The 18,603-nt window shown below is 53.8% G+C and carries 17 protein-coding genes; 4 read left to right on the forward strand and 13 right to left on the reverse strand.

Annotation, left to right across the window (positions count from 1 at the left end; genetic code table 11):
- The first annotated feature begins 15 nt into the window (after positions 1-15).
- From NXS13_RS06635 to NXS13_RS06645, 3 genes are read left to right on the forward strand one after another with little or no spacing between them, the layout of a single operon-like run.
- On the forward strand, positions 16-1,176 hold the full coding sequence (locus NXS13_RS06635; RefSeq protein ID WP_259078551.1) for an amidase: 1,161 nt from the start codon (positions 16-18) through the stop codon (positions 1,174-1,176).
- The gene (locus tag NXS13_RS06640) at positions 1,173-1,913 is read left to right on the forward strand and encodes a CPBP family intramembrane glutamic endopeptidase (protein WP_259078549.1); all 741 of its coding nucleotides are present in this window, start codon (positions 1,173-1,175) and stop codon (positions 1,911-1,913) included. Before NXS13_RS06635 ends, NXS13_RS06640 begins: the two co-directional genes overlap by 4 nt.
- A 37-nt stretch (positions 1,914-1,950) precedes the next feature.
- Positions 1,951-3,078, forward strand: a complete 1,128-nt coding sequence (locus NXS13_RS06645) for an LCP family protein (protein WP_259078546.1) — start codon at positions 1,951-1,953, stop codon at positions 3,076-3,078.
- A gap of 38 nt (positions 3,079-3,116) precedes the next feature.
- Here the strand turns inward: NXS13_RS06645 and NXS13_RS06650 are convergent, their stop codons facing one another.
- From NXS13_RS06650 to NXS13_RS06675, 6 genes are all read right to left on the reverse strand, one after another.
- Positions 3,117-4,622 (reverse strand): sodium:alanine symporter family protein, encoded by a 1,506-nt coding sequence (locus NXS13_RS06650; protein WP_259158490.1) that lies wholly within the window; start codon positions 4,620-4,622, stop codon positions 3,117-3,119.
- Positions 4,623-4,935: 313 nt separating this feature from the next.
- On the reverse strand, positions 4,936-5,841 hold the full coding sequence (locus NXS13_RS06655; RefSeq protein WP_259078542.1) for a DUF5926 family protein: 906 nt from the start codon (positions 5,839-5,841) through the stop codon (positions 4,936-4,938).
- Between the two features lie 5 nt (positions 5,842-5,846).
- The gene (locus NXS13_RS06660; RefSeq protein ID WP_259078541.1) at positions 5,847-6,572 is read right to left on the reverse strand and encodes a glycerophosphodiester phosphodiesterase family protein; all 726 of its coding nucleotides are present in this window, start codon (positions 6,570-6,572) and stop codon (positions 5,847-5,849) included.
- A 64-nt stretch (positions 6,573-6,636) separates the two neighbouring features.
- Complete coding sequence (locus NXS13_RS06665) at positions 6,637-7,587, reverse strand: L-lactate dehydrogenase (protein ID WP_259078539.1); 951 nt, start codon at positions 7,585-7,587, stop codon at positions 6,637-6,639.
- Positions 7,588-7,930: 343 nt separating this feature from the next.
- Positions 7,931-10,852 carry a type I DNA topoisomerase gene (gene topA / locus NXS13_RS06670; RefSeq protein WP_259158491.1) on the reverse strand — a complete coding sequence of 974 codons (2,922 nt, stop codon included), beginning with the start codon at positions 10,850-10,852 and terminating at the stop codon, positions 7,931-7,933.
- A 230-nt stretch (positions 10,853-11,082) separates the two neighbouring features.
- Positions 11,083-11,286, reverse strand: a complete 204-nt coding sequence (locus NXS13_RS06675; RefSeq protein ID WP_259078531.1) for a cold-shock protein — start codon at positions 11,284-11,286, stop codon at positions 11,083-11,085.
- A gap of 391 nt (positions 11,287-11,677) precedes the next feature.
- On the opposite strand from NXS13_RS06675, the gene NXS13_RS06680 reads away from it, so the two are divergent.
- A complete protein-coding gene (locus NXS13_RS06680; protein ID WP_259078530.1) occupies positions 11,678-14,023 on the forward strand; it encodes a DEAD/DEAH box helicase in 2,346 nt (781 codons plus the stop codon).
- Here NXS13_RS06680 and NXS13_RS06685 read toward each other — a convergent pair.
- The 7 genes from NXS13_RS06685 to ssd all read right to left on the reverse strand — a co-directional run bounded on the left by NXS13_RS06685 (position 13,994) and on the right by ssd (position 18,365).
- Positions 13,994-14,305: an Rv3654c family TadE-like protein gene (locus NXS13_RS06685; RefSeq protein ID WP_259078528.1), complete on the reverse strand. Its 312-nt coding sequence runs from the start codon at positions 14,303-14,305 to the stop codon at positions 13,994-13,996. The two genes, NXS13_RS06680 and NXS13_RS06685, sit on opposite strands and share 30 nt — an antisense overlap.
- The gene (locus NXS13_RS06690) at positions 14,298-14,630 is read right to left on the reverse strand and encodes a hypothetical protein (protein ID WP_259078526.1); all 333 of its coding nucleotides are present in this window, start codon (positions 14,628-14,630) and stop codon (positions 14,298-14,300) included. Before NXS13_RS06690 ends, NXS13_RS06685 begins: the two co-directional genes overlap by 8 nt.
- Positions 14,605-14,787, reverse strand: a complete 183-nt coding sequence (locus tag NXS13_RS06695; protein ID WP_259078524.1) for a DUF4244 domain-containing protein — start codon at positions 14,785-14,787, stop codon at positions 14,605-14,607. The genes NXS13_RS06690 and NXS13_RS06695 overlap by 26 nt, the downstream gene beginning before the upstream one ends.
- 23 nt (positions 14,788-14,810) lie before the next feature.
- Positions 14,811-15,380, reverse strand: a complete 570-nt coding sequence (locus NXS13_RS06700) for a type II secretion system F family protein (RefSeq protein ID WP_259078522.1) — start codon at positions 15,378-15,380, stop codon at positions 14,811-14,813.
- Complete coding sequence (locus NXS13_RS06705; RefSeq protein ID WP_259078520.1) at positions 15,377-16,012, reverse strand: type II secretion system F family protein; 636 nt, start codon at positions 16,010-16,012, stop codon at positions 15,377-15,379. The genes NXS13_RS06700 and NXS13_RS06705 overlap by 4 nt, the downstream gene beginning before the upstream one ends.
- Positions 16,013-16,164: 152 nt before the next feature.
- A complete protein-coding gene (locus NXS13_RS06710; RefSeq protein ID WP_259078519.1) occupies positions 16,165-17,316 on the reverse strand; it encodes a TadA family conjugal transfer-associated ATPase in 1,152 nt (383 codons plus the stop codon).
- Positions 17,313-18,365: a septum site-determining protein Ssd gene (ssd, locus tag NXS13_RS06715; protein WP_259158494.1), complete on the reverse strand. Its 1,053-nt coding sequence runs from the start codon at positions 18,363-18,365 to the stop codon at positions 17,313-17,315. The genes NXS13_RS06710 and ssd overlap by 4 nt, the downstream gene beginning before the upstream one ends.
- Positions 18,366-18,603 lie beyond the last annotated feature (238 nt).

Here is an 18,603-nt window from a genome sequence, read left to right on the forward strand (position 1 = left end):
CGGTACGCTAATCCTATGGTTGTTTCTGCAGTCTCTCAGCTGGCAAGCCAGCTACAGGCACTCACCCCTAAGGATCATGGGTTTTCCTATTTTGACCCCCACGCCCGCGCGCATGCTCACGGGCGGCTAAGTGGTTGGATTATTCCTGCCAAAGACTTAAGCGATATAGCGGGCATGCCCACTACTTTGGGCAATATCAACCGCACCTATATGGCCACAGAAACGGATGCCTTCCTCGCCTCTATCCTCAGCCAAGGGGCTATCATCCCTGGCAAATCTCTCACGCCGGAAATGGGACTATCTGCCTATACCGAGCCGGTGGGGCAGGCGCGCCCCGATAACCCACTCTTGCCCGGTCACACGCCTGGCGGTTCCTCGGGCGGAGCGGCTGTTATGGTGGCTCGCGGGCTGGTACGAGCGGCCCATGCCTCTGACGGGGGCGGTTCGATTCGCGTTCCTGCAGCGGCGACGGGGTTGATAGGGTTTAAGCCAGCACATTCCACCGCGGGAGCAAATCCCGTGGTGCAAGGTTTCCTCACACGCACGCTTGCTGACGCCGCCTATGTGCATGCAATCAGGCCTGTGACCCCACCTCCCCTGCACATTGGGGTGCTCACCCAACCGCTCCACGCCGAGACCCCCGTGGCCGATATGATGCTTGAAGCAGTCGATAGCGCTGCGACGCAGCTAAGTCAGAAGGGTCATAAGATCTCGGTGCTTGCTCGGCCTTATGGCGATTCCCCTTTTGAGGCCTTTAGCACTATTTTGGCCTTGCGTGCTCAGCGTATTCCAGGCGCAGCCTCTTCATTGGTGGAGTGGCTGCGTGAGCGTGGAGCACAACTATCACAGGCCTCCAGACGGCAAGCGGTTGCGGAGTTTATGTCGGTGAAGGATCAAATCCTCCGCGCTTGGGAGGTTGATGTGGTGCTCAGTCCCACCTTGGCATTTTTGCCCCCAGTCCACGGCTATTTTTCCTCTTATTCCCCCGAGGAGGATTTTTATCGGCAGACCCAGTGGACTCCTTGGGCGACAACCTACAATATGGCGGGTCTCGCGGCTTTATCCTTGCCCCACCTGTCGCCCTTGAGTTCTATCCATCTCGGAGCATTACGAATCAGTGCGGCAGAACTTTTTGGCCTCGCCATGCAATTATCAACACCTGGAGGTTCCACATGAGCATATCTGCAACTCAGTCTGAGCAGCGTCCGTGGGAGCCTGGTCTAGGGGCAGAGATTGTGGTGGTGCTCCTTGCTACCTTTGGTACTTCGGGGCTGAGAGCACTGTTGAATTTGGCCCGCTCGTTACTCGACACCAAACCGCTGAATGCGCAGCAGGTCGCAATTGTTCCCTCGAGGGCACCATTGCCACTGATCGATATCGGTTTTCAGCTCACCTCCATCGCTCTGGTTTTTTCCTGGGGCTTCTTGTGCCTCTACCTCCTTAAGATTCGGCTATGGCCAGTAGCACACCTCGTCTATTCCGCACGTTTAGGGGTGGGCCTGGCCGCGCTTATTGGGATTCCGGGACTGCTTTTCTATCTAGGTGCCCTGCATCTAGGCCTGAGTAAGCAGGTTATACCGGTTCCAGCTGATAGCCCGTGGTGGCATATCGGATTAAGTGTGGGATTCGCTGCCGCAAACGCTTTTAGCGAGGAAGTAGTAGTGGTGCTGTGGTTGATGACGCGCCTGAAAAGCGCTGGGGTCTCGCAGGTAAAAGCGATAGCTTCTTCGGCTCTACTCCGCGGCTCTTATCACCTCTACCAAGGCATATCCGCTGGGGTGGGCAATATTATTATGGGGATAGTATTTGGGTATGTCTACCACAAAACGAATAGAGTGTGGCCGCTCATCTTCGCGCATTTCTTTATTGATCTCGTGGCATTTGTTGGATCTGTATATCTGAACCTTAAATAGTTTCAAGGCCTCAGCTGTTACTACTACTGTTAAAGCTATGACTAACCAGGGCAACCATATCGAGTATCTGCGTGATGCTCAGGGCAGGATCGTCACTGATCGTTTCGGTCGCCCCGTTCGAGCGCGTCCTAGGATGCAGCCCCCACCACAGCGCCCGATCCAGCGACCTTCACGTACCGACCCTATAAGACCACGCCAAGAATTACCCGTTCAGCGTCCAGCTATAATTCCACAGCCGCCTCGTCGCTTAGCCCCGCGGCGCTCTCCGGCACGACGATTCTTCAAATCGTTGAGTCTGATTCTGGCCACCATTGTGGTGTTTTCCTTGGTGTCAGTGCTGTGGCTGGATATGAAGATCAATCGCACTCCTTTCGCCTCCGCGGCGCCCATCGCGTCTACGTCGGGAACGAATTGGCTATTGGTGGGTTCAGACTCTCGAGCTGGGCTTAGTGAAGAAGAAGCGAACCGTTTAGGTACGGGTGGTGATATTGGTTCCCGGCGCACAGATACCATTATGGTCATGCATATTCCGCTGCGTGGACAAGCCACCTTGGTCTCTATTCCGCGTGATTCCTATGTCAATATTCCAGGTTACGGGATGGATAAAATCAACGCCGCATTTACCTATGGATCCGCGCCGCTCCTTACCCAAACAGTGGAGGAATCAACAGGCTTAAGTATCGATCATTATGCGGAGATCGGAATGGGTGGCTTAGCCCATGTGGTGGATGCACTGGGGGGCATTGAGGTATGCCCCGATCAGCCCATTGAAGATCCGCTCGCGCAACTCAATATAGGGGCAGGTTGCCAACTTGTCGACGGTCCTACGGCCCTTGGTTATGTGCGCACCCGCCAAACAGCGATGGGTGATCTCGACCGCGTGCAGCGGCAGCGGGAATTCTTCTCGGCATTAGTTAATAAAACCACCGACTTAAGTATCATTTTCAACCCCTACCGTCTGATACGCACAATTCTTACAACCGTTGATAGTTTCACGGCGGGTTCGGGTGATCATCTATGGCATCTGCTCCGCGTGGCTTTTGCTATGCGCTCTGGGGTGCGAACTGAGACGGTACCAGTTGGTGGCTTCGCTGAATATGATGTGGGTAGCGTGGTGCTGTGGGATGAAGCGGGAGCAACGGCATTATTTGATTCTATGCGTTAACAAAAAAGTGGGCCTATACAGGCCCACTTTTTTCCTATTTAGACGCGAGTTGTGCGCTTTCGGGTGCGCTCTTCCCAGAAGTCTGCGTTTTTAATGCCAATAGCTGCGGGGTCAAATTGGGGATCCACTCCAGCTTTCTTCTGTCGTTGATAATCACGCAGTGCCTTGTGGGCTGGTATCTGCAGGATCAGAATAGCGATAATATTCAACCACGCTGTCATTCCCACTCCGATATCTCCAAGAGCCCATGCGGTACCTGGAGTAGTCATGCCACCAACAAGGACCGATATAATAATCAACGCACGCAGTGCCCACACCATGGTGCGACGGATTACGGGAGAGCCAATCCAGCGATTGAAGTAGGCGATATTGGTTTCAGCCATATAGTAGTAGGCCAGAACCGTGGTGAAGGCAAAGAGCATAATAGCCACGGCAACGAAACTTGGTCCAACGCCACCGGCGAAGCTGTTAAGACCAGCTTGAACAAATCCTGGACCTACCGGAATACCCTCGGCTAAGGATCCACTATAGATAACTGTTCCTTCATCGGAGCCGCCTTCAAAGACTTTGTACATATCGGTCGAGATGATAATAAAGGCAGTTGCCGAACAGACAAAGAGCGTATCAATATAGACGGCGAAAGCCTGAACGAAACCTTGCTTAGCGGGGTGGGATACTTCGGCCGCCGCTGCAGACTGGGGGCCGGTACCCTGTCCTGCTTCGTTGGAGTAGATTCCGCGTTTGACACCCCACATAATCGCTACGCCGAGCATACCCGCGAAGGTGGCGTCGAGACCGAAAGCAGATCGAATAATGACCATAAAGACATCATCGATTTGATCGTAATTGGCAAAGAGGATCGCAAGCGCAACGATGATGTAGATAACAGCCATAAACGGGACGACGAAGGAGGCGAAATTAGCTATGCGCTTGACGCCCCCGAAGACAATGATAGCCAAGGCTACAGCGAGGATAATCGAGGTGATCGTCACATCGGTACCCCATGCATTCTCGACTGCGGCGGCTACTCCGTTGGCTTGGATACCTGGGAGGAAATAGGAGGTAGCGAGCACCATGGACACAGCGAAAATAATGGCATAGATCTTCATAAAGGGCGCAGCTTTGGTTCCGCGATAGGCCTTTTCAATATAGTAGGCTGGCCCACCACGGTATTCGCCGGTATCGCGGTCTTGTTCTTTGTAAATCTGCGCGAGGGTACATTCTATAAAGGACGTGGCGGAGCCGAGCAGTGCGACGGTCCACATCCAAAAGACAGCACCCGGGCCACCAAAGGCGATGGCAGTGGCTACACCTGCAATATTACCTACGCCCACGCGACCTGCGAGTGAGATCATCAATGATTGGAATGAGGAAATACCGTTTTCGGATTTTTCTCCATCGCGTAATTGCTTAAGCATATCGGGAATACACCGGATCTGGAGAAAACCGGTGGCGATGGTGAAATAAACACCGGCGCCGAGGCATAAGAAGATAAGTGCCGGTGACCAAATAACCGACGTTAGAAAATTAATGAACGCTTCCATTTAGGGGTCCCTTCATATTGTTGACTCCACACTAGAAGGAAAGCTGTGATAACAATCACTTAAAATGAGGTTTGTTCCCAATTCTGCACGAGCCAGACCGCAATTGCCACTATGAAATTATGGGCACGGTTTTAAGTCGCGAATAAGAAAGTCTCAGAAACTAGGAGAAATCTGCAGCTAAGCGGCAGATTTACTAAACCAATACCTCTCGGTTACTACCCGCTTTTCCTACCCCCACCTACTGCCCCCTCTTTCGATCAACCTATAGAAAATAGATCCAAGCTCCCACTCGAAAGAGCGGGAGCAAGTGAATCTAGCGCAGCGTGACTTGACGAGATTTAATATTCTCCAACTGACGGCGCTCATCAGCGCTCAGCGGAGCATCATTATCAATCTCGGCGCTAATCTTGGCATCCAAAGCCTCCAGATCTGCCGCATAGCTAGCAGACTCCCGATGCGGATCGAGATCCCACACCGGCACCACAATGCCATGAGTACGGAATGCGCCAGCGAATTTGGTCTCTGCACCCAATTTCAGCTCGCCACGCGCAGCAATACGAGCAAGAGCGTACAACACCTGATCCTCAGCCTCAGGGCGCACCCACCGAATGTGGGCCTTCGTCCCTGGATTAATCCACCACGCGGTGCCCGAAATCTTGGCCTCTACCTTAGCGCTCGGCAGAACACTCTCGTTAGCAGCCTCAATAGCCTGCAGATGCTGAGGGTCGGACTGGGCCGCCTCGGGGAGCCACCAATTGAAATTGTCATGCTCGTCAAAGACGATGTCTTGGGTGGGATCGAGGATCTCAGTCAAAGCCGGCTCAGTACCATCCGCATGGCCATTCTCCAAGGTTGCACCAGGGTGCGCGGACACAACCCACGCCAGCGCATAAGCAAGATCACGATTCGGGTTACGCGAAGGGGTGCGATGTTGGAGGGCTACCAGCGCCTCCCCATCCTCGCGCACAATTGCAGCCGCGCCACCAGGTAAAACTGTGCACAATAGCACCTTGCGGTCGGTTCCGGTAACAGAGATGGGAGCGAAAGCGGAAGGGACAAATTCCTGAACGGCGATAAGATCAGTTTCGTCCTTCACATCTCCGAAGGGACGAGGATCGCGCTCGAACTTAGCACGTTCTGCGGCGCGGGCCTGTAATTTCGCCTGCCGACGGCTCAATCCATCGGTTCGTTGGTTGTCATTCTTTTTCTTCTTAGCCATGCAGATCAATCTACCGCAGTCATCGCACGCGGGGGAAAATCAGTGGCTATGATCGTCACTTTATGGTCTCGACACCATATGAGATCTTCCACCTCATTGACCGTGAAGACATAGCTGGGCGGAACAATATAATCGGGTCGCAATTTAGCCCCGAGGATCGAAAGCCCCAAACCTTTAGGTTGAGACAATCCGAGTCTCGAGCTATCAAACCAACGTTCCCATTCGTGGCGTAAATAATAAGTGTCAAGATCAGGCACCCGAGCCCGTATACGGCGCAGAGCGGCGTGCGAAAAAGAAATGATATGGATACGATCGCACTGATCAAGGCCACGCTGCTGAAGGAGATCAACGAGATAGATATCGACTTTACGACGCGCGCATAACGGCTGTTTCGTCTCGATAAACAAGTGCTTATCAGTAGCGAGAACCAGATCGATGAGCTCCTCAAGCAGCATAATGCGCTGCGGCGGATATGGCGCGGTTGAGATATTGAGCTTGCTTAGCTCCTGGTAGGTCGAGCTTTCCACACGCAGCGGGCTGCCCGCCGTTCTGAGCATCGTAGGATCGTGGGTTAATACCAGACGGTTATCGAGAGTGAGCCGGACATCGCATTCCACACCAAAAAGACCAGGAAGCTCGAGTGCCTTTTGAAAAGCCAGGCGCGACATCTCCGGATACTGGCCGCTAAAACCGCGGTGGGCGACAATTTTTGGCGTGATATGTGCGCTCATTATTCCTAGCCTACAACGGAGAAAGCCCCACCCCAAGATAAGGGGCGGGGCTTTTTTAGCAGCATTAGTCTTGGAAGAACTTCTCCTGGATAGCGCGCAGCGTATCAGCAGAATGCTTGAAACGCTCGGCTTCATGGTCGTTCAGCTCCAGCTCAACAACGCGGCGAATACCCTTGCGATGGATGATCGCTGGGGTGCCGATATAGATATTTTCTTCGCCATACTCACCGTTGAGTAGCGCCGAAACAGGCAAGGCCACATCTTGGTTACGCAAAACAGCCTTTGCTATGCGGGCAAGACCCATGCCGATACCATAGGAGGTGGATCCCTTAGCATCAATAATCGTATAAGCGGCATCGCGGGTTTCTTCGAAGATCTTCTCTAGCTCCTCCTCCAGCCCCGGAGTCTTCTCCAGCTGCTTACGCATAGAGACACCTGCAACGGTAGCGGAGGAAAGAACAGGCAGCTCAGTGTCACCGTGCTCACCAATAATATAGGAGTGAATAGAGGTCGGAGCCACTTCATAGCGCTCACCGAGCATATAGCGGAAGCGAGCGGAGTCTAGCACAGTGCCGGAACCGATAACGCGGTGCCAGTCAAGACCGGAGTAGCGCCATGCAGCATAGGTGAGAATATCCACTGGGTTGGAGGCGATCAAGAATATGCCATCGAAGCCTGCACCCATCACGGAATCGACGATGGACTTCATGATCTTCATATTTTTATCCACAAGCTGCAGTCGAGTCTCGCCTGGCTTCTGGGGTGCGCCTGCGCAGATGACAACCATGGCTGCATCTTCGCAGTCAGCGTAGGTACCACGGGTGACCTTGGTGCGTGAAGGAGCCCACACCACGCCGTGGTTGAGGTCCATGACGTTGCCCTCAAGCTTCTTCTCATCAATATCAATGATGGCGAGGTGATCACAGGTACCCTGGTTGACGAGGGCATATGCAAAGGCGACTCCGACGTCGCCGGCACCAATGAGAACTACTTTATTTCCAACCGTTTGCTTCATAACGCAATGCGCCTTTCCCTTGAACCTTGAACTCTGGATAGAGTATGAGAAAATATTCGCGGTGCACCTCGTCTAAGCAGGCACTTTAGGCGCGGCGCCCCAGTATGTTGAATATGCTTTTAATTATGCCCGATAAGTTCCGATTTAGCCCGTTTTGCGGGAAATTTGTGGGGAATATCGCACCACGTTTCTCCTGTCCGATATCTAACGAGACATCTGTGACGGGTACATATTATAGGTTGCCCATCTGTGCTTGAGTGCTCGGCTGCAGAATACCTATTTCTGCCTGAGGTGGTCTCATTGGTATATGGGTGCGAACGCCAGCCCCCACCCATATATCGGACTACTTCTTCTTTGCACGTCCTGCTTTAACGACTCGTTTTGTCGTTTTCGCAGGCTTCTTCGTGGTCTTTTTAGTCCCAGAGCGCTTCTTTGGCTGAGCACCGCCATCAGCTAAGTCTTTGGCGCGGCGTTCGGAGATTAACTCATTCGCTCGCGCATCGGTCAGCGCTTGCGGATCGTCGCCGCGTCTTAAGGATGCATTCGTTTCCCCGTCGGTAACATACGGGCCAAAGCGGCCATCTCGGACAGTCATCGGCTTCTCTGAGACGTCGTTATTGCCCAGTTCCTTAATGATCGACTGCGAGGCAGCTCGACCGCGGCGCTTCGGCTCCGCATAAATCTTCACCGCTTGATCGAGCGTGATACTAAAGATTTGATCCTCACTTGAGAGCGAACGGGAATCCGTCCCCTTCTTCAGGTACGGGCCGTAGCGTCCATTTTGAGCAGTAATCACCTGATTATCTTCGGGATCGATACCCACTTCGCGCGGCAGAGAGATAAGTTTAAGAGCCTCTTCCAGGCCCACCGTGCTGGCCTCCATCGAAGAAAACAGCGAGGCGGTTTTAGGTTTGAGGGTCTCTTCAATAATCTGATTAATACGCTTCTCTTTAGCCGCCAAAGCAGTCTTGGTTTCCCAATTCTTCTGCCGCTTACCTTCGGCGGCGCGCTGCGCATCTTCGGCGGCGCGCTCCTCGGCGACGATTTCTTCTGCCTTGGCGGCTGCTTTCTCCTTCTCATCCTCACCCATGATCTCGGTGACATAGGGACCAAAACGTCCTTCCTTCACCACGATCGTGCGACCGTTATCGGGATTGCTACCCAATTCTCGTCCCGACTGAGGGGTAGCAAATAATTTCTCTGCAAATTCCAGCGTCAATTCATCTGGGGTGGTGCTATCCGAGAGATTGGCGCGCTGGTATTCCGGCTCACCGTCTTTTATCCCCACCTGTCGTTCGAGGTAGGGGCCGTACCTGCCCACGCGCACATATACTGGACGCCCTTCGGCATCATCGAAAAGCGGCAGAGAATTAACGGAGCGAGCATCGATTTGTTCTAAGTTATCTCCTACCAATGCTTTGAGCCCACCTTGGCGCGCAATGGAATCTGCCATCGCATCCGAAGCCTCGGCGTCGCCAAAATAAAAACCGCTCAGCCACTCACTGCCAATCTGGGTGCCAGTTGCGATATCGTCAAGCTCATCCTCCATCGAGGATGTGAAATCATAATCCACCAATGCCCCGAAGGATTGCTCCAAGAGCCCAACCACGGCGAAGGCAACCCACGAAGGCACCAGCGCATTGCCGCGGGAATACACATAGCCACGATCCTGAATGGTCTTGATAATGCTGGCGTAGGTAGACGGGCGACCGATACCGAGCTCTTCCATCTTCTTAACAAGGGATGCTTCCGTATAGCGCGCCGGCGGGTTTGTTGTGTGACCATCAGCAGCCAGTTGATCCGCCTGCACGGGGTCACCCTCGCTCAAACGTGGCAAATATTTCTCAGCATTATCTGCAAGATCGCGACCATCTGACAGTTTGGTGGACTCGACATAGGCGCGGAGGAAACCTTGGAAAGTAATCGTGCGCCCGGTAGCGGAGAATTCAACGGCTGTGCCATCATGGGCGTTACCGCCAAGGGTGACCTTCATCGAGGTGCCTTTGGCATCTGCCATTTGGGACGCGACGGTACGCTGCCAAATCAGCTCGTATAGGCGAAATTCTTCGGCATCCAGGCTTGACGCCAATTGACCTGGAGTAGCAAAACTCTCACCGGCGGGGCGGATGGCCTCGTGCGCCTCCTGAGAATTTTTCACCTTACGGTCATAGGTGCGCGGGCTGGGAGAAACATAATTCTCACCATAGAGCGCCAGAGCCTGCTCGCGAGCTGCCTGTAAGCCTTGCGCAGACAGTGCGGTGCTATCAGTACGCATATAGGTAATATGGCCGTTTTCATAGAGCCGCTGTGCGATACGCATGGTGCGCTCAGAAGTATAATGTAATTTTCGTCCAGCCTCTTGCTGCAAAGTGGAGGTCATAAACGGAGCATAGGGCTTACGTGTATAGGGTTTTTCCTCAACTCGAACAACAGCCATCTCAGTGCCCGTGAGGTCCTCGACGAGCTGTTCCGCACGTACCTGGTCGATCACATGTGCCTGCGATGTCAACTGTCCGCGGTCATTAAAATCGCGACCGGTTGCCACGCGCTGTCCGTCGACACTGGTGAGGCGGGCTTCAAAAGCACTCGGATTACCGTCGTTGAGGTTTTTGCCTGAATCAAATTCCCCTTTGATATCCCAGTAATCAGCGGAGATGAAGGCCATGCGCTCACGCTCACGCTCGACAATGACGCGCGTAGCCACTGACTGCACCCGCCCAGCCGAAAGCCTGGGCATGACTTTTTTCCACAGCACAGGAGATACCTCGTAGCCGTAGAGACGGTCGAGGATACGTCGGGTTTCTTGGGCATCGACCAGATTATTATCTAAATCGCGGGTATTTTCAGCGGCCTGCAGAATCGCTGGTTTTGTGATCTCGTTAAAAACCATGCGGCGCACGGGCACGGTAGGTTTGAGAGTTTCCAATAGGTGCCAAGCAATGGCTTCACCCTCGCGGTCGGGGTCGGTCGCAAGGAGAAGTTCGTCGACTTCCTTGAGTTTCTTTCTTAAGTCTGCGACCTTCTTTTTCTTATCGGCGCTGACCACATACAGCGGCTTGAAACCAGCATCAACATTAACACCAAGCCGTGCCCATGATTCTTTTTTATATTTGGCAGGAATATCAGCAGCACCCCGTGGTAAATCACGGATATGACCGACTGAGGCCTCCACAATATAATCATCACCAAGATATGGCGCGATCTTTTTCGCTTTCGTCTGGGACTCGACGATCACAAGTCGCTTTATTCCGCTGCTCTTGGCCATAAGACGAAGAAACCTCAATTTCTAATCAAACAAGTTTAACTGCTTACCCTATCAAGCATGTGCGCACTAAGGGTATATCACACGAAGGGAGAACGTTAAGCACACGGGTATTCATGCGAAAAAGCCGCCGATCCCTTTTCCTTAGCATTCATTCCACCATAGTGATGAGGAGAAAGCGGGAGACAAGGTTCCAGCGGCTTGAAGCTAGCTACCTAGTGGTAGCTATGAAGTTAGATCGCGCGAACGGAAAGAGCCTGTGGGCCCTTGGCGCCGTCGCCAATTTCAAACTCGACTTGTTGGTTTTCTTCGAGGGAACGGAAACCGTTTCCTTCAATTTCAGAGTAGTGAACGAAGACATCAGCAGAACCATCTTCTTGAGAGATGAAGCCGAAGCCCTTCTCAGCGTTGAACCACTTTACAGTGCCCTTAGCCATGTGTATATCCTTATTTCTTTAAAACTATATTGAACACCGCATCCCTCAGATACATGTGAGACGCAAGCATTTAGCAAGCGATCACCCGTAAGAGAACTAACAGACCCTGGTGTAAAAGAGCCCCGCGGTTGCCCCAGAATGAGGAAACCGTGTGAAACTAGCAAGCTAGAATCAGATACGTATGCTTGAACGAGAGTAGGTCAAGGAAACTCTTCATAGAAGAATCTCCAGTTTTTATGCCCAATGGCTCTAAGAAACAACATCCGCCCCGTAAGGACGTGAGGAAGGTTCACTACCGTTTTGCAAAAAATCATTAAAAACTTTAACGAAGACCTATCCCTAGTGTGTCACAGATCTAAGCCCATGCCAAGAGCTACCCCCAGGAGCGCTCATGAATCAGCCCGCCGGCTCCCCTAATGATCACCCTCGTGTCGGCGCCGAACTAGCTGCCATTCTTGCCGACGTACTGGAAGCGCCGAGTGCTTGCCACACCGAATATATACCCCCCCAGACTGCCCGCTACGGCTCGTGGCCCGACTGGGCTTACCCACCCCTTGTGGAGTATTTCTCCGAGCTTGGCATCACTCGCCCTTATGAGCATCAAATACTTGCGGCCGAGAGTATTTACCACGGTAAACACACCGTGATTGCGACGTCGACTAGCTCTGGAAAATCTCTCGGATATCTACTGCCATCTCTCAGCGTTTTGGCAGATGATAAAACGGCAACAGCCCTTTATCTCACACCCACAAAAGCCTTAGGCTCCGACCAATTACGCTCTCTTATGAAGCTTACGAGTAGCACTCCAGGCTTCGAATCGATCATTCCCGCGCCCTATGACGGTGACACTCCCATTGACGCTCGCGCGGATATTCGGGCTCGATCTCGCTTCATTTTTTCTACCCCCGATATGCTCCATAGTGGCATTCTGAGCAACCACCATAAGTGGCGTCATTTTTTGAGCAACCTTCGCTTTCTCATCATCGATGAAAGTCACGTGTATCGCGGGATCTTTGGAGCCCATATCGCCCTAACCTTACGGCGTCTGCTGCGCATAGCGCACCACTATCAAGCGCTCCCCACCGTGGTCCTTGCTTCCGCTACCCAAGCACAACCCGAACTCAGCGCAGCGGCACTGATCGGAGCCCCCGTACAGGCGATCAGCTCCGATACCGCACCTCATGGCGCACGCACCATACTATTATGGGAGCCAGGGATCAGCGACGAGGCAGGGAAAAATAAACGCCCTGCGCTGGGCGATTCTGCCTTGATGATGGCCACGCTTATCAAAGAGGGAGCCAGAACCTTAGGCTTCGTCCGTTCACGCGGCCAAGCTGAACGCTTAGCACTGCGAGGAAAAGAATTGCTTGCCAGCTGGGGTCGCTTTGATTTAACCGAGCGACTAAGTTCTTACCGCGCTGGCTACCTAGCTGAGGATCGTCGCGCATTAGAAGCCGCCCTCAGTAGTGGGGATCTTTTAGGTGTTGCCAGCACGAATGCCTTGGAATTAGGTATCGATATTGGCGGGATTGATGCGGTTATTACTACTGGGTTTCCCCGAACTATCTCAAGCTTCTGGCAACAAGCTGGACGCGCAGGGCGTCGCGGGCAATCGAGCTTAGTGATCTTTGTTGCCTACGATGACCCACTCGATACCTATCTGGTTAGGCACCCCGACAAGCTCCTATCCGCCCCCGTGGAACGCACCGTTTTTGATCCCTCCAATCCCTATATCCTCAGTGATCATCTACTCTGTGCCGCTAGCGAAAAACCCCTTGATGAACACGATATTGATTATTTCCAGGCGGGTGCAATCCTGCCGGCTCTAATCCACAAGGGTCTCTTACGCACACGCCCCTCCGGCTATTTTTTGGCTGCACAACCAGGGTCAGAAAGCCCCCATCAGAGGGTTTCCCTGCGCTCGACTGGCAGTCAGATCATGATCTTTGCAGATTCTCAGCTCTTGGGTACCGCGGGCTCAGCCCAGGCACCACGACAACTGCACCCAGGTGCCGTTTATGTTCACCAGGGCGAATACTACGTGGTGGATTCGCTTGATCTCGAGCGTCGGCTTGCTATCGTGCACCCGGAGAATCCGGATTACTATACGGTGGCCCGCAACCACACCGATATTATGATCACCGCTGAACCCCAGCAGCTCCAGCAGTTACACCCTGGGGTTTGGTTAAGCAGTGTGGAGGTCGAGGTAGTCAATCAAGTCACGGGCTATTCCACCTATAGTTTCGATAGGCAATTGATTAGTTCCCAGTCCCTTGATCTACCCTGCCAGCGTTTAATGACTAAAGCCTGTGCCTATACGGTAGATCCACTCGTGCTACGCGACCTGGGTATCAACAATATTCCTGGTACTCTTCACGCTGCCGAGCATGCTGCAATCGGGATGCTCCCGCTTATTGCCACCTGCGATCGCTCTGATATTGGTGGTGTGTCTATAGCACTGCACCCAGATACCGAGTTGCCCACGGTCTTCGTCTATGATGGAGCTCCCGGCGGGGCCGGTTTTGCCGACCAAGGCTATGAGCACTTCGCCCAGTGGATTCACGCCACCTACGAGACTGTGCGAGACTGCGCCTGTGATCAGGGCTGTCCGTCCTGTGTCCAGTCGCCCAAGTGTGGCAATGGTAATGACCCTCTCGATAAGGAGGGGGCCATGATCCTTTTGGAATTTTTAAGCCAAGTGGCTCATTCACACCCGCCCGGCGCGAGCGCGGGCTAACTGAGTACCCATTCGGACTTGAATATAAATATCACCATCGATCTCCCGACATCCACGTGGCTCGGCCTCGTGAAGCTGGACGATCTCCACCGCGCGGGGGCACCCAGGGTGCCCGGTGGCAAGCTCATAGGCCCCTGCGACCGCCGCGAGGTCGGCAGCATTGCGTGCCTGATGAGCCTCAACCATGATGGTGAATACGTGGGCTAAGATCCCCACGATGACAACGATCATTACGATCATTCCGGCACTCACGATGGTGGTGGAGCCTTCTTCATCATTCATAGCTACTTCCTTCAAGGGCGAAAATAGCCTGAGCCCGCATCGTACCGAAGAGACTAGGCACTTCAGCGGTGGCCGTAGCCAGTGTGCCGGAGGTAGTGATATGCACGTGCCCTCGAGCTGGTTGATAGTCCACCCCGATCACATAGCTACGAGCGGCAGCGCCAGCGATATCAATAGCGCTGAGATAGCTAGCTGCCGATAGGATTGCCCCCACTGCCACACCCAGTACCGTCATGAGGCTAGCTATCCCTATCGCCGTTTCAATCGTGGTGGATCCGTCTTCGGCGCCGAGGACGCGTCTAAGCGGGGACTTGATTGAGCGCATTGCCGATAATGGACTCGATACCCTCAGCAACGGCGCCAGAACTCGCCACCATATAGAGAGCGCCAGCTAAGGCAGCCGCGGCGAGAGCGCCCATGGCATATTCGATCGTAGTCATACCTTCGTCATCGGATAGCTGGAGAAAGAAGTTGGAAGACATAAGGATTGGTCCTTTTCTTGTGTTTAGAAGGGGAGGATGGTTTGTCCCAGACTCAGTACTAGGGGCACGAGGCCTAGCAGTATAAAGGCTGGGAGGAAACATAGGGACAAGGGCACGGCAATGGCCACTCCAGCTCGCTGAGCCCGCGCCTCTGCGCGATTGTCTATCTCGGCTGTGAGTCTGGCGCTGAGGCACTCTAGCTCAGGAGCTAGGCTGGCACCCGAATGCGCTGAATTTTTCAATGCGGAACCGATGTCGTCGAGTTCAGCCCACGCCCGCTCGGGGGCGACACCCAGATCGAGAAGATCTGCCGCACGCAGCCATTGCAAAGATCCACCGCTAGCACCTAAGGCCCTGGCAGCGGAACTGTGACTCAAGCCGGTACGAATTAGTGCTGCAAATAATTCCACATCTTGAGCCTGTGCACGCGCGTGCATATGCGTGCGACGATTTCCACGGCGGAAATATTTAGGCCCATCTCTAGGGTTGACGCCACTCATACCATTACTACCAAGGCGCGTTATGGACACAGGGTAGGGGTGGATGGCAAGTCCAATAAGTGCCAGGACTAATGCCAAAAGGATCCAACTCATTCTGCACCTCCTGTCATAATGCGATGAGTGAAGAAAATTCCCAGAGCTTGTGCAGTAATGCCAAGGAAAAAGACGAGCTGTCCTAAGCTATTGCTCACGTAAAAGGCGAGAGTATTAATGCCCATGGCACCACCCATGGCCACTCCAATGACGGGCAGGAAAGCGAGCATCCACCCAGAAAGTACGGGTCCTTGCATTGCGGCGTGGGCTCGCTCTGCGGATTGGTGCCTATCCTCGAGCATCTTTCGGATACGCGCGGTTATCTCGGTCAGTGCGATACCGTGGTGCAGCGATAAGGTCCACGCGGTGGCGAGAGTGATCAGAGCTGGATTCTGCGAGTCGGCTAACTCTTTGATCCCCTGATTAATATCCATGGCAGCTCTGGATGCTGCTAGTTCCAAGGTCGTACGGAGCTGCTCGTCGCTAGGCTCCGCGGCACCCGCTGCCAGTGCTGCCGCTGGAGTAGCGCCTGCGGATAATTCCGCGGCGATAGTGCCCAGGACGTGGATAGTGGATTGTTCTGTCTGTTTGCGCAGAAATCTTAGGCGATAATCGTGGATTACCCATCCGAGGCTGAGGCTTATGATGACTAGAGCCGCCATGACTAGAAAATATCCTCGCGCGATGCTCATAGCCGCGCCCACTCCCCCGACAACAGCGAAGCATTTTGGGTGTATCAAAAAAGAAGTGTAGGAGCCCTGAGACGAGGCGATGCGCTCGATAGGTCGCATGAGGGGAAGAGAAAAGGCAATGAGTATTAGCCCTAGAGAGCTCACAGTGGTAGTCATCGCGGTTGCCACCCCGCTACACTCATAAGCTCTTCGGGAATCATGGCTCTCCTGTGGTCCCATAAAATATCTACCTGCGGCGGATGGGAATGAATCTGAGCAATCTGCGAGAGGATACGAAGACGGCCTTGGCGCGCAGTACACAAGATAACTGGTTGGGCGGCGGCGAGCTGGGAGTGCAATGCGCTGGTGTCAAGGCCACCCATTGCAGCTAACGCCTCCAGGCGAGCCGGCACTTCCTGGCTGGTATTGGCATGTAGGGTGCCGGCTGATCCCTCGTGCCCGGTATTTAGAGCGCTGAGCAAGTCGATTACTTCCTTGCCCCTAATTTCCCCGATCACTATACGATCGGGGCGCATTCTTAGAGCTTGTTGCAAGAGAGTGCACATACCAATTTCACCCCTGCCCTCGGTATTCTTCGCACGGGTGATGAGATGAACGGTATGAGGGTGGCGGGGTTTTAGCTCTGCAGTATCCTCGATGCAGATGATGCGTTCAGCCTGAGGAACCTGCTCTAAAAGGGCACCCAGGAGAGTAGTTTTGCCACTGCCCGTGCCACCAACGACAAGGAAGGACCGTCGGGCCACGATTAGGGCGTCGAAGACGCGGCGCATTTGAGGTGGGAAACTGCCGCTTTCTTCTAGGTGTCTGAGATTTGCGGTGGCACTGTTTAAAACCCGGATGGAGATGAGTGGACTTGTTTCCGCGGGTGGGGACAAAATGGCGTGGATACGCACATGAGTTCCATCCTCTCGGGCGATTTTTCCGTCCCCATAACTTTGGGCTCCGTCAAGGCGGCGACCGGCGACATGGAGAAGGCGGGTGGCAAGCCGACGTATATCGTCGTGGGTTGAAAAACTCACCGTGGCTTTTTCAAATCCAGCCCCGCGATCGAACCACACCTGATCGAGATCATTAACCACGATATCGGTGATCCCCCTCAGTGCGAGGAGAGGTTCGAGCACCCCCAGTCCCACGGTATCGTAACGCAGTTGGCGCATAATGGTGAGAACATCCACATCACTCACAACCCCCGAGGACTCTGCTCGGATGAGAGTAGCGATCTCCTGGGGAGTCAATCCTTGAGGGTGCTGGGCTATCTGGCGTTGGATAGTGGGGATGAGATCAGCGGCGACGTTGGAATTCATAGGTCGTCCCCCTGGGCTATCCGCATGGCTGCACGTCGGATCCCCCGCGGCAATTTCTGAAATGTTCCAGCGAAACCGGAGGTTTCCTGGCGTTTATTCATGCCAGGGTCCATGGGTACCTCTGCACTAAATGCCGGTTGAATCAGACGCTCCATTTCTTTTCGCGTCAGAGCTGACCACCCGCGGTGATTGATCACAGGGTGCGCCCGCACCGGAAAATTTCTTAACTCTTTGAGCAATTCACAGGCAGCAGCGAGCACGCGTACCTGTGGAGTCATGACTACAACGCAGTGGTCACTGCGCTCAAGTACTGCGTCAAAATAGGGGGCAGACCATGGGGTATCTATGACAATGGAATAATTGCTACGGACAATGTCAAGGACATTATTAAGCTGATTTTCTTTCTGTTGTGACCGCCCGACTCCACGTTGAGTGCTGATCACTCCCAGGCCTGATTCTGTATGAGGTAATGCTTGGTAGAGAGTAGGAGCTGGAGTGCTGCCATCGTCGAGGTTGATATCGGGCCATCGAATCCCGGCAGTATCTTCGAGCCCTAGAACGAGATCGAGTCCAGCCGAGAAGGGGTCGGCGTCGACAAGTAGCGCAGGATCATGATCGTGGAGGGCAAGCGCGAGAGCTGCAGCCACACTACTGGTGCCCACACCCCCAGCGGCCCCCGTAACGGCCCAGATGGGGTGAAATTTGGAGCGTGATTCTGCACTGCGAATATGCCCGAGATAGGTGAGAAGTTCTTGGGCTTGCGCTGGCAAAACATAGGCATCACGGATGGGGGTGCGGGCGACGAACTTCCAGTCTATATGCGCAATATCGGCACAGACTAGGTAAATCGGAACGGTGGGAGCTACCTGAATCACGTGCGCGGCGATGGTGGGATCGACAAGGATGCAGTGCGCCTTTTTAGCCCAGCGTATAATCGAACGCGGGTCGGTGGTATCGATAGTTTTTAATCCGGTTGCAGCTGCGACGGCGATAGCTTCAGGATGCACGACGGGATCCGCGACGGCTACGAGGATGGACGTGGAGTTCATATCCTCAGTGTGGGCGTGTTATGCAGCGGGCTCAACGGGTACGACGTCAGGCGAAGTAAATCTGTGGATAACGGATAATCAGCTGTCCGTAGAGTATAAAGCGGCAGCTCGCGCAAGGGGGGGGGGTAATGAGCGCGAGCTGCCTACCCGGCCATTAAAGGGGGGTTCGCTGGCCGGGGTGTGCCGGCCGCACTGTATATCGGGGCCTGGCTATTGCTATTATGACATATAATCCCAG

It is taken from the genome of Corynebacterium sp. ES2730-CONJ, from assembly GCF_024834055.1.
Classification (GTDB): domain Bacteria; phylum Actinomycetota; class Actinomycetes; order Mycobacteriales; family Mycobacteriaceae; genus Corynebacterium.

What these genes read in the sequence shown, in the direction of transcription:
- NXS13_RS06635 (WP_259078551.1), top strand. Translation starts at nt 16, where the DNA reads ATGGTTGTTTCTGCAGTCTCTCAGCTGGCAAGCCAGCTACAGGCACTC.
- NXS13_RS06640 (WP_259078549.1), top strand. Translation starts at nt 1,173, where the DNA reads ATGAGCATATCTGCAACTCAGTCTGAGCAGCGTCCGTGGGAGCCTGGT.
- NXS13_RS06645 (WP_259078546.1), top strand. Translation starts at nt 1,951, where the DNA reads ATGACTAACCAGGGCAACCATATCGAGTATCTGCGTGATGCTCAGGGC.
- NXS13_RS06650 (WP_259158490.1), bottom strand. Translation starts at nt 4,622, where the DNA reads ATGGAAGCGTTCATTAATTTTCTAACGTCGGTTATTTGGTCACCGGCA.
- NXS13_RS06655 (WP_259078542.1), bottom strand. Translation starts at nt 5,841, where the DNA reads ATGGCTAAGAAGAAAAAGAATGACAACCAACGAACCGATGGATTGAGC.
- NXS13_RS06660 (WP_259078541.1), bottom strand. Translation starts at nt 6,572, where the DNA reads ATGAGCGCACATATCACGCCAAAAATTGTCGCCCACCGCGGTTTTAGC.
- NXS13_RS06665 (WP_259078539.1), bottom strand. Translation starts at nt 7,587, where the DNA reads ATGAAGCAAACGGTTGGAAATAAAGTAGTTCTCATTGGTGCCGGCGAC.
- topA (WP_259158491.1), bottom strand. Translation starts at nt 10,852, where the DNA reads ATGGCCAAGAGCAGCGGAATAAAGCGACTTGTGATCGTCGAGTCCCAG.
- NXS13_RS06675 (WP_259078531.1), bottom strand. Translation starts at nt 11,286, where the DNA reads ATGGCTAAGGGCACTGTAAAGTGGTTCAACGCTGAGAAGGGCTTCGGC.
- NXS13_RS06680 (WP_259078530.1), top strand. Translation starts at nt 11,678, where the DNA reads ATGAATCAGCCCGCCGGCTCCCCTAATGATCACCCTCGTGTCGGCGCC.
- NXS13_RS06685 (WP_259078528.1), bottom strand. Translation starts at nt 14,305, where the DNA reads ATGAATGATGAAGAAGGCTCCACCACCATCGTGAGTGCCGGAATGATC.
- NXS13_RS06690 (WP_259078526.1), bottom strand. Translation starts at nt 14,630, where the DNA reads ATGCGCTCAATCAAGTCCCCGCTTAGACGCGTCCTCGGCGCCGAAGAC.
- NXS13_RS06695 (WP_259078524.1), bottom strand. Translation starts at nt 14,787, where the DNA reads ATGTCTTCCAACTTCTTTCTCCAGCTATCCGATGACGAAGGTATGACT.
- NXS13_RS06700 (WP_259078522.1), bottom strand. Translation starts at nt 15,380, where the DNA reads ATGAGTTGGATCCTTTTGGCATTAGTCCTGGCACTTATTGGACTTGCC.
- NXS13_RS06705 (WP_259078520.1), bottom strand. Translation starts at nt 16,012, where the DNA reads ATGAGCATCGCGCGAGGATATTTTCTAGTCATGGCGGCTCTAGTCATC.
- NXS13_RS06710 (WP_259078519.1), bottom strand. Translation starts at nt 17,316, where the DNA reads ATGAATTCCAACGTCGCCGCTGATCTCATCCCCACTATCCAACGCCAG.
- ssd (WP_259158494.1), bottom strand. Translation starts at nt 18,365, where the DNA reads ATGAACTCCACGTCCATCCTCGTAGCCGTCGCGGATCCCGTCGTGCAT.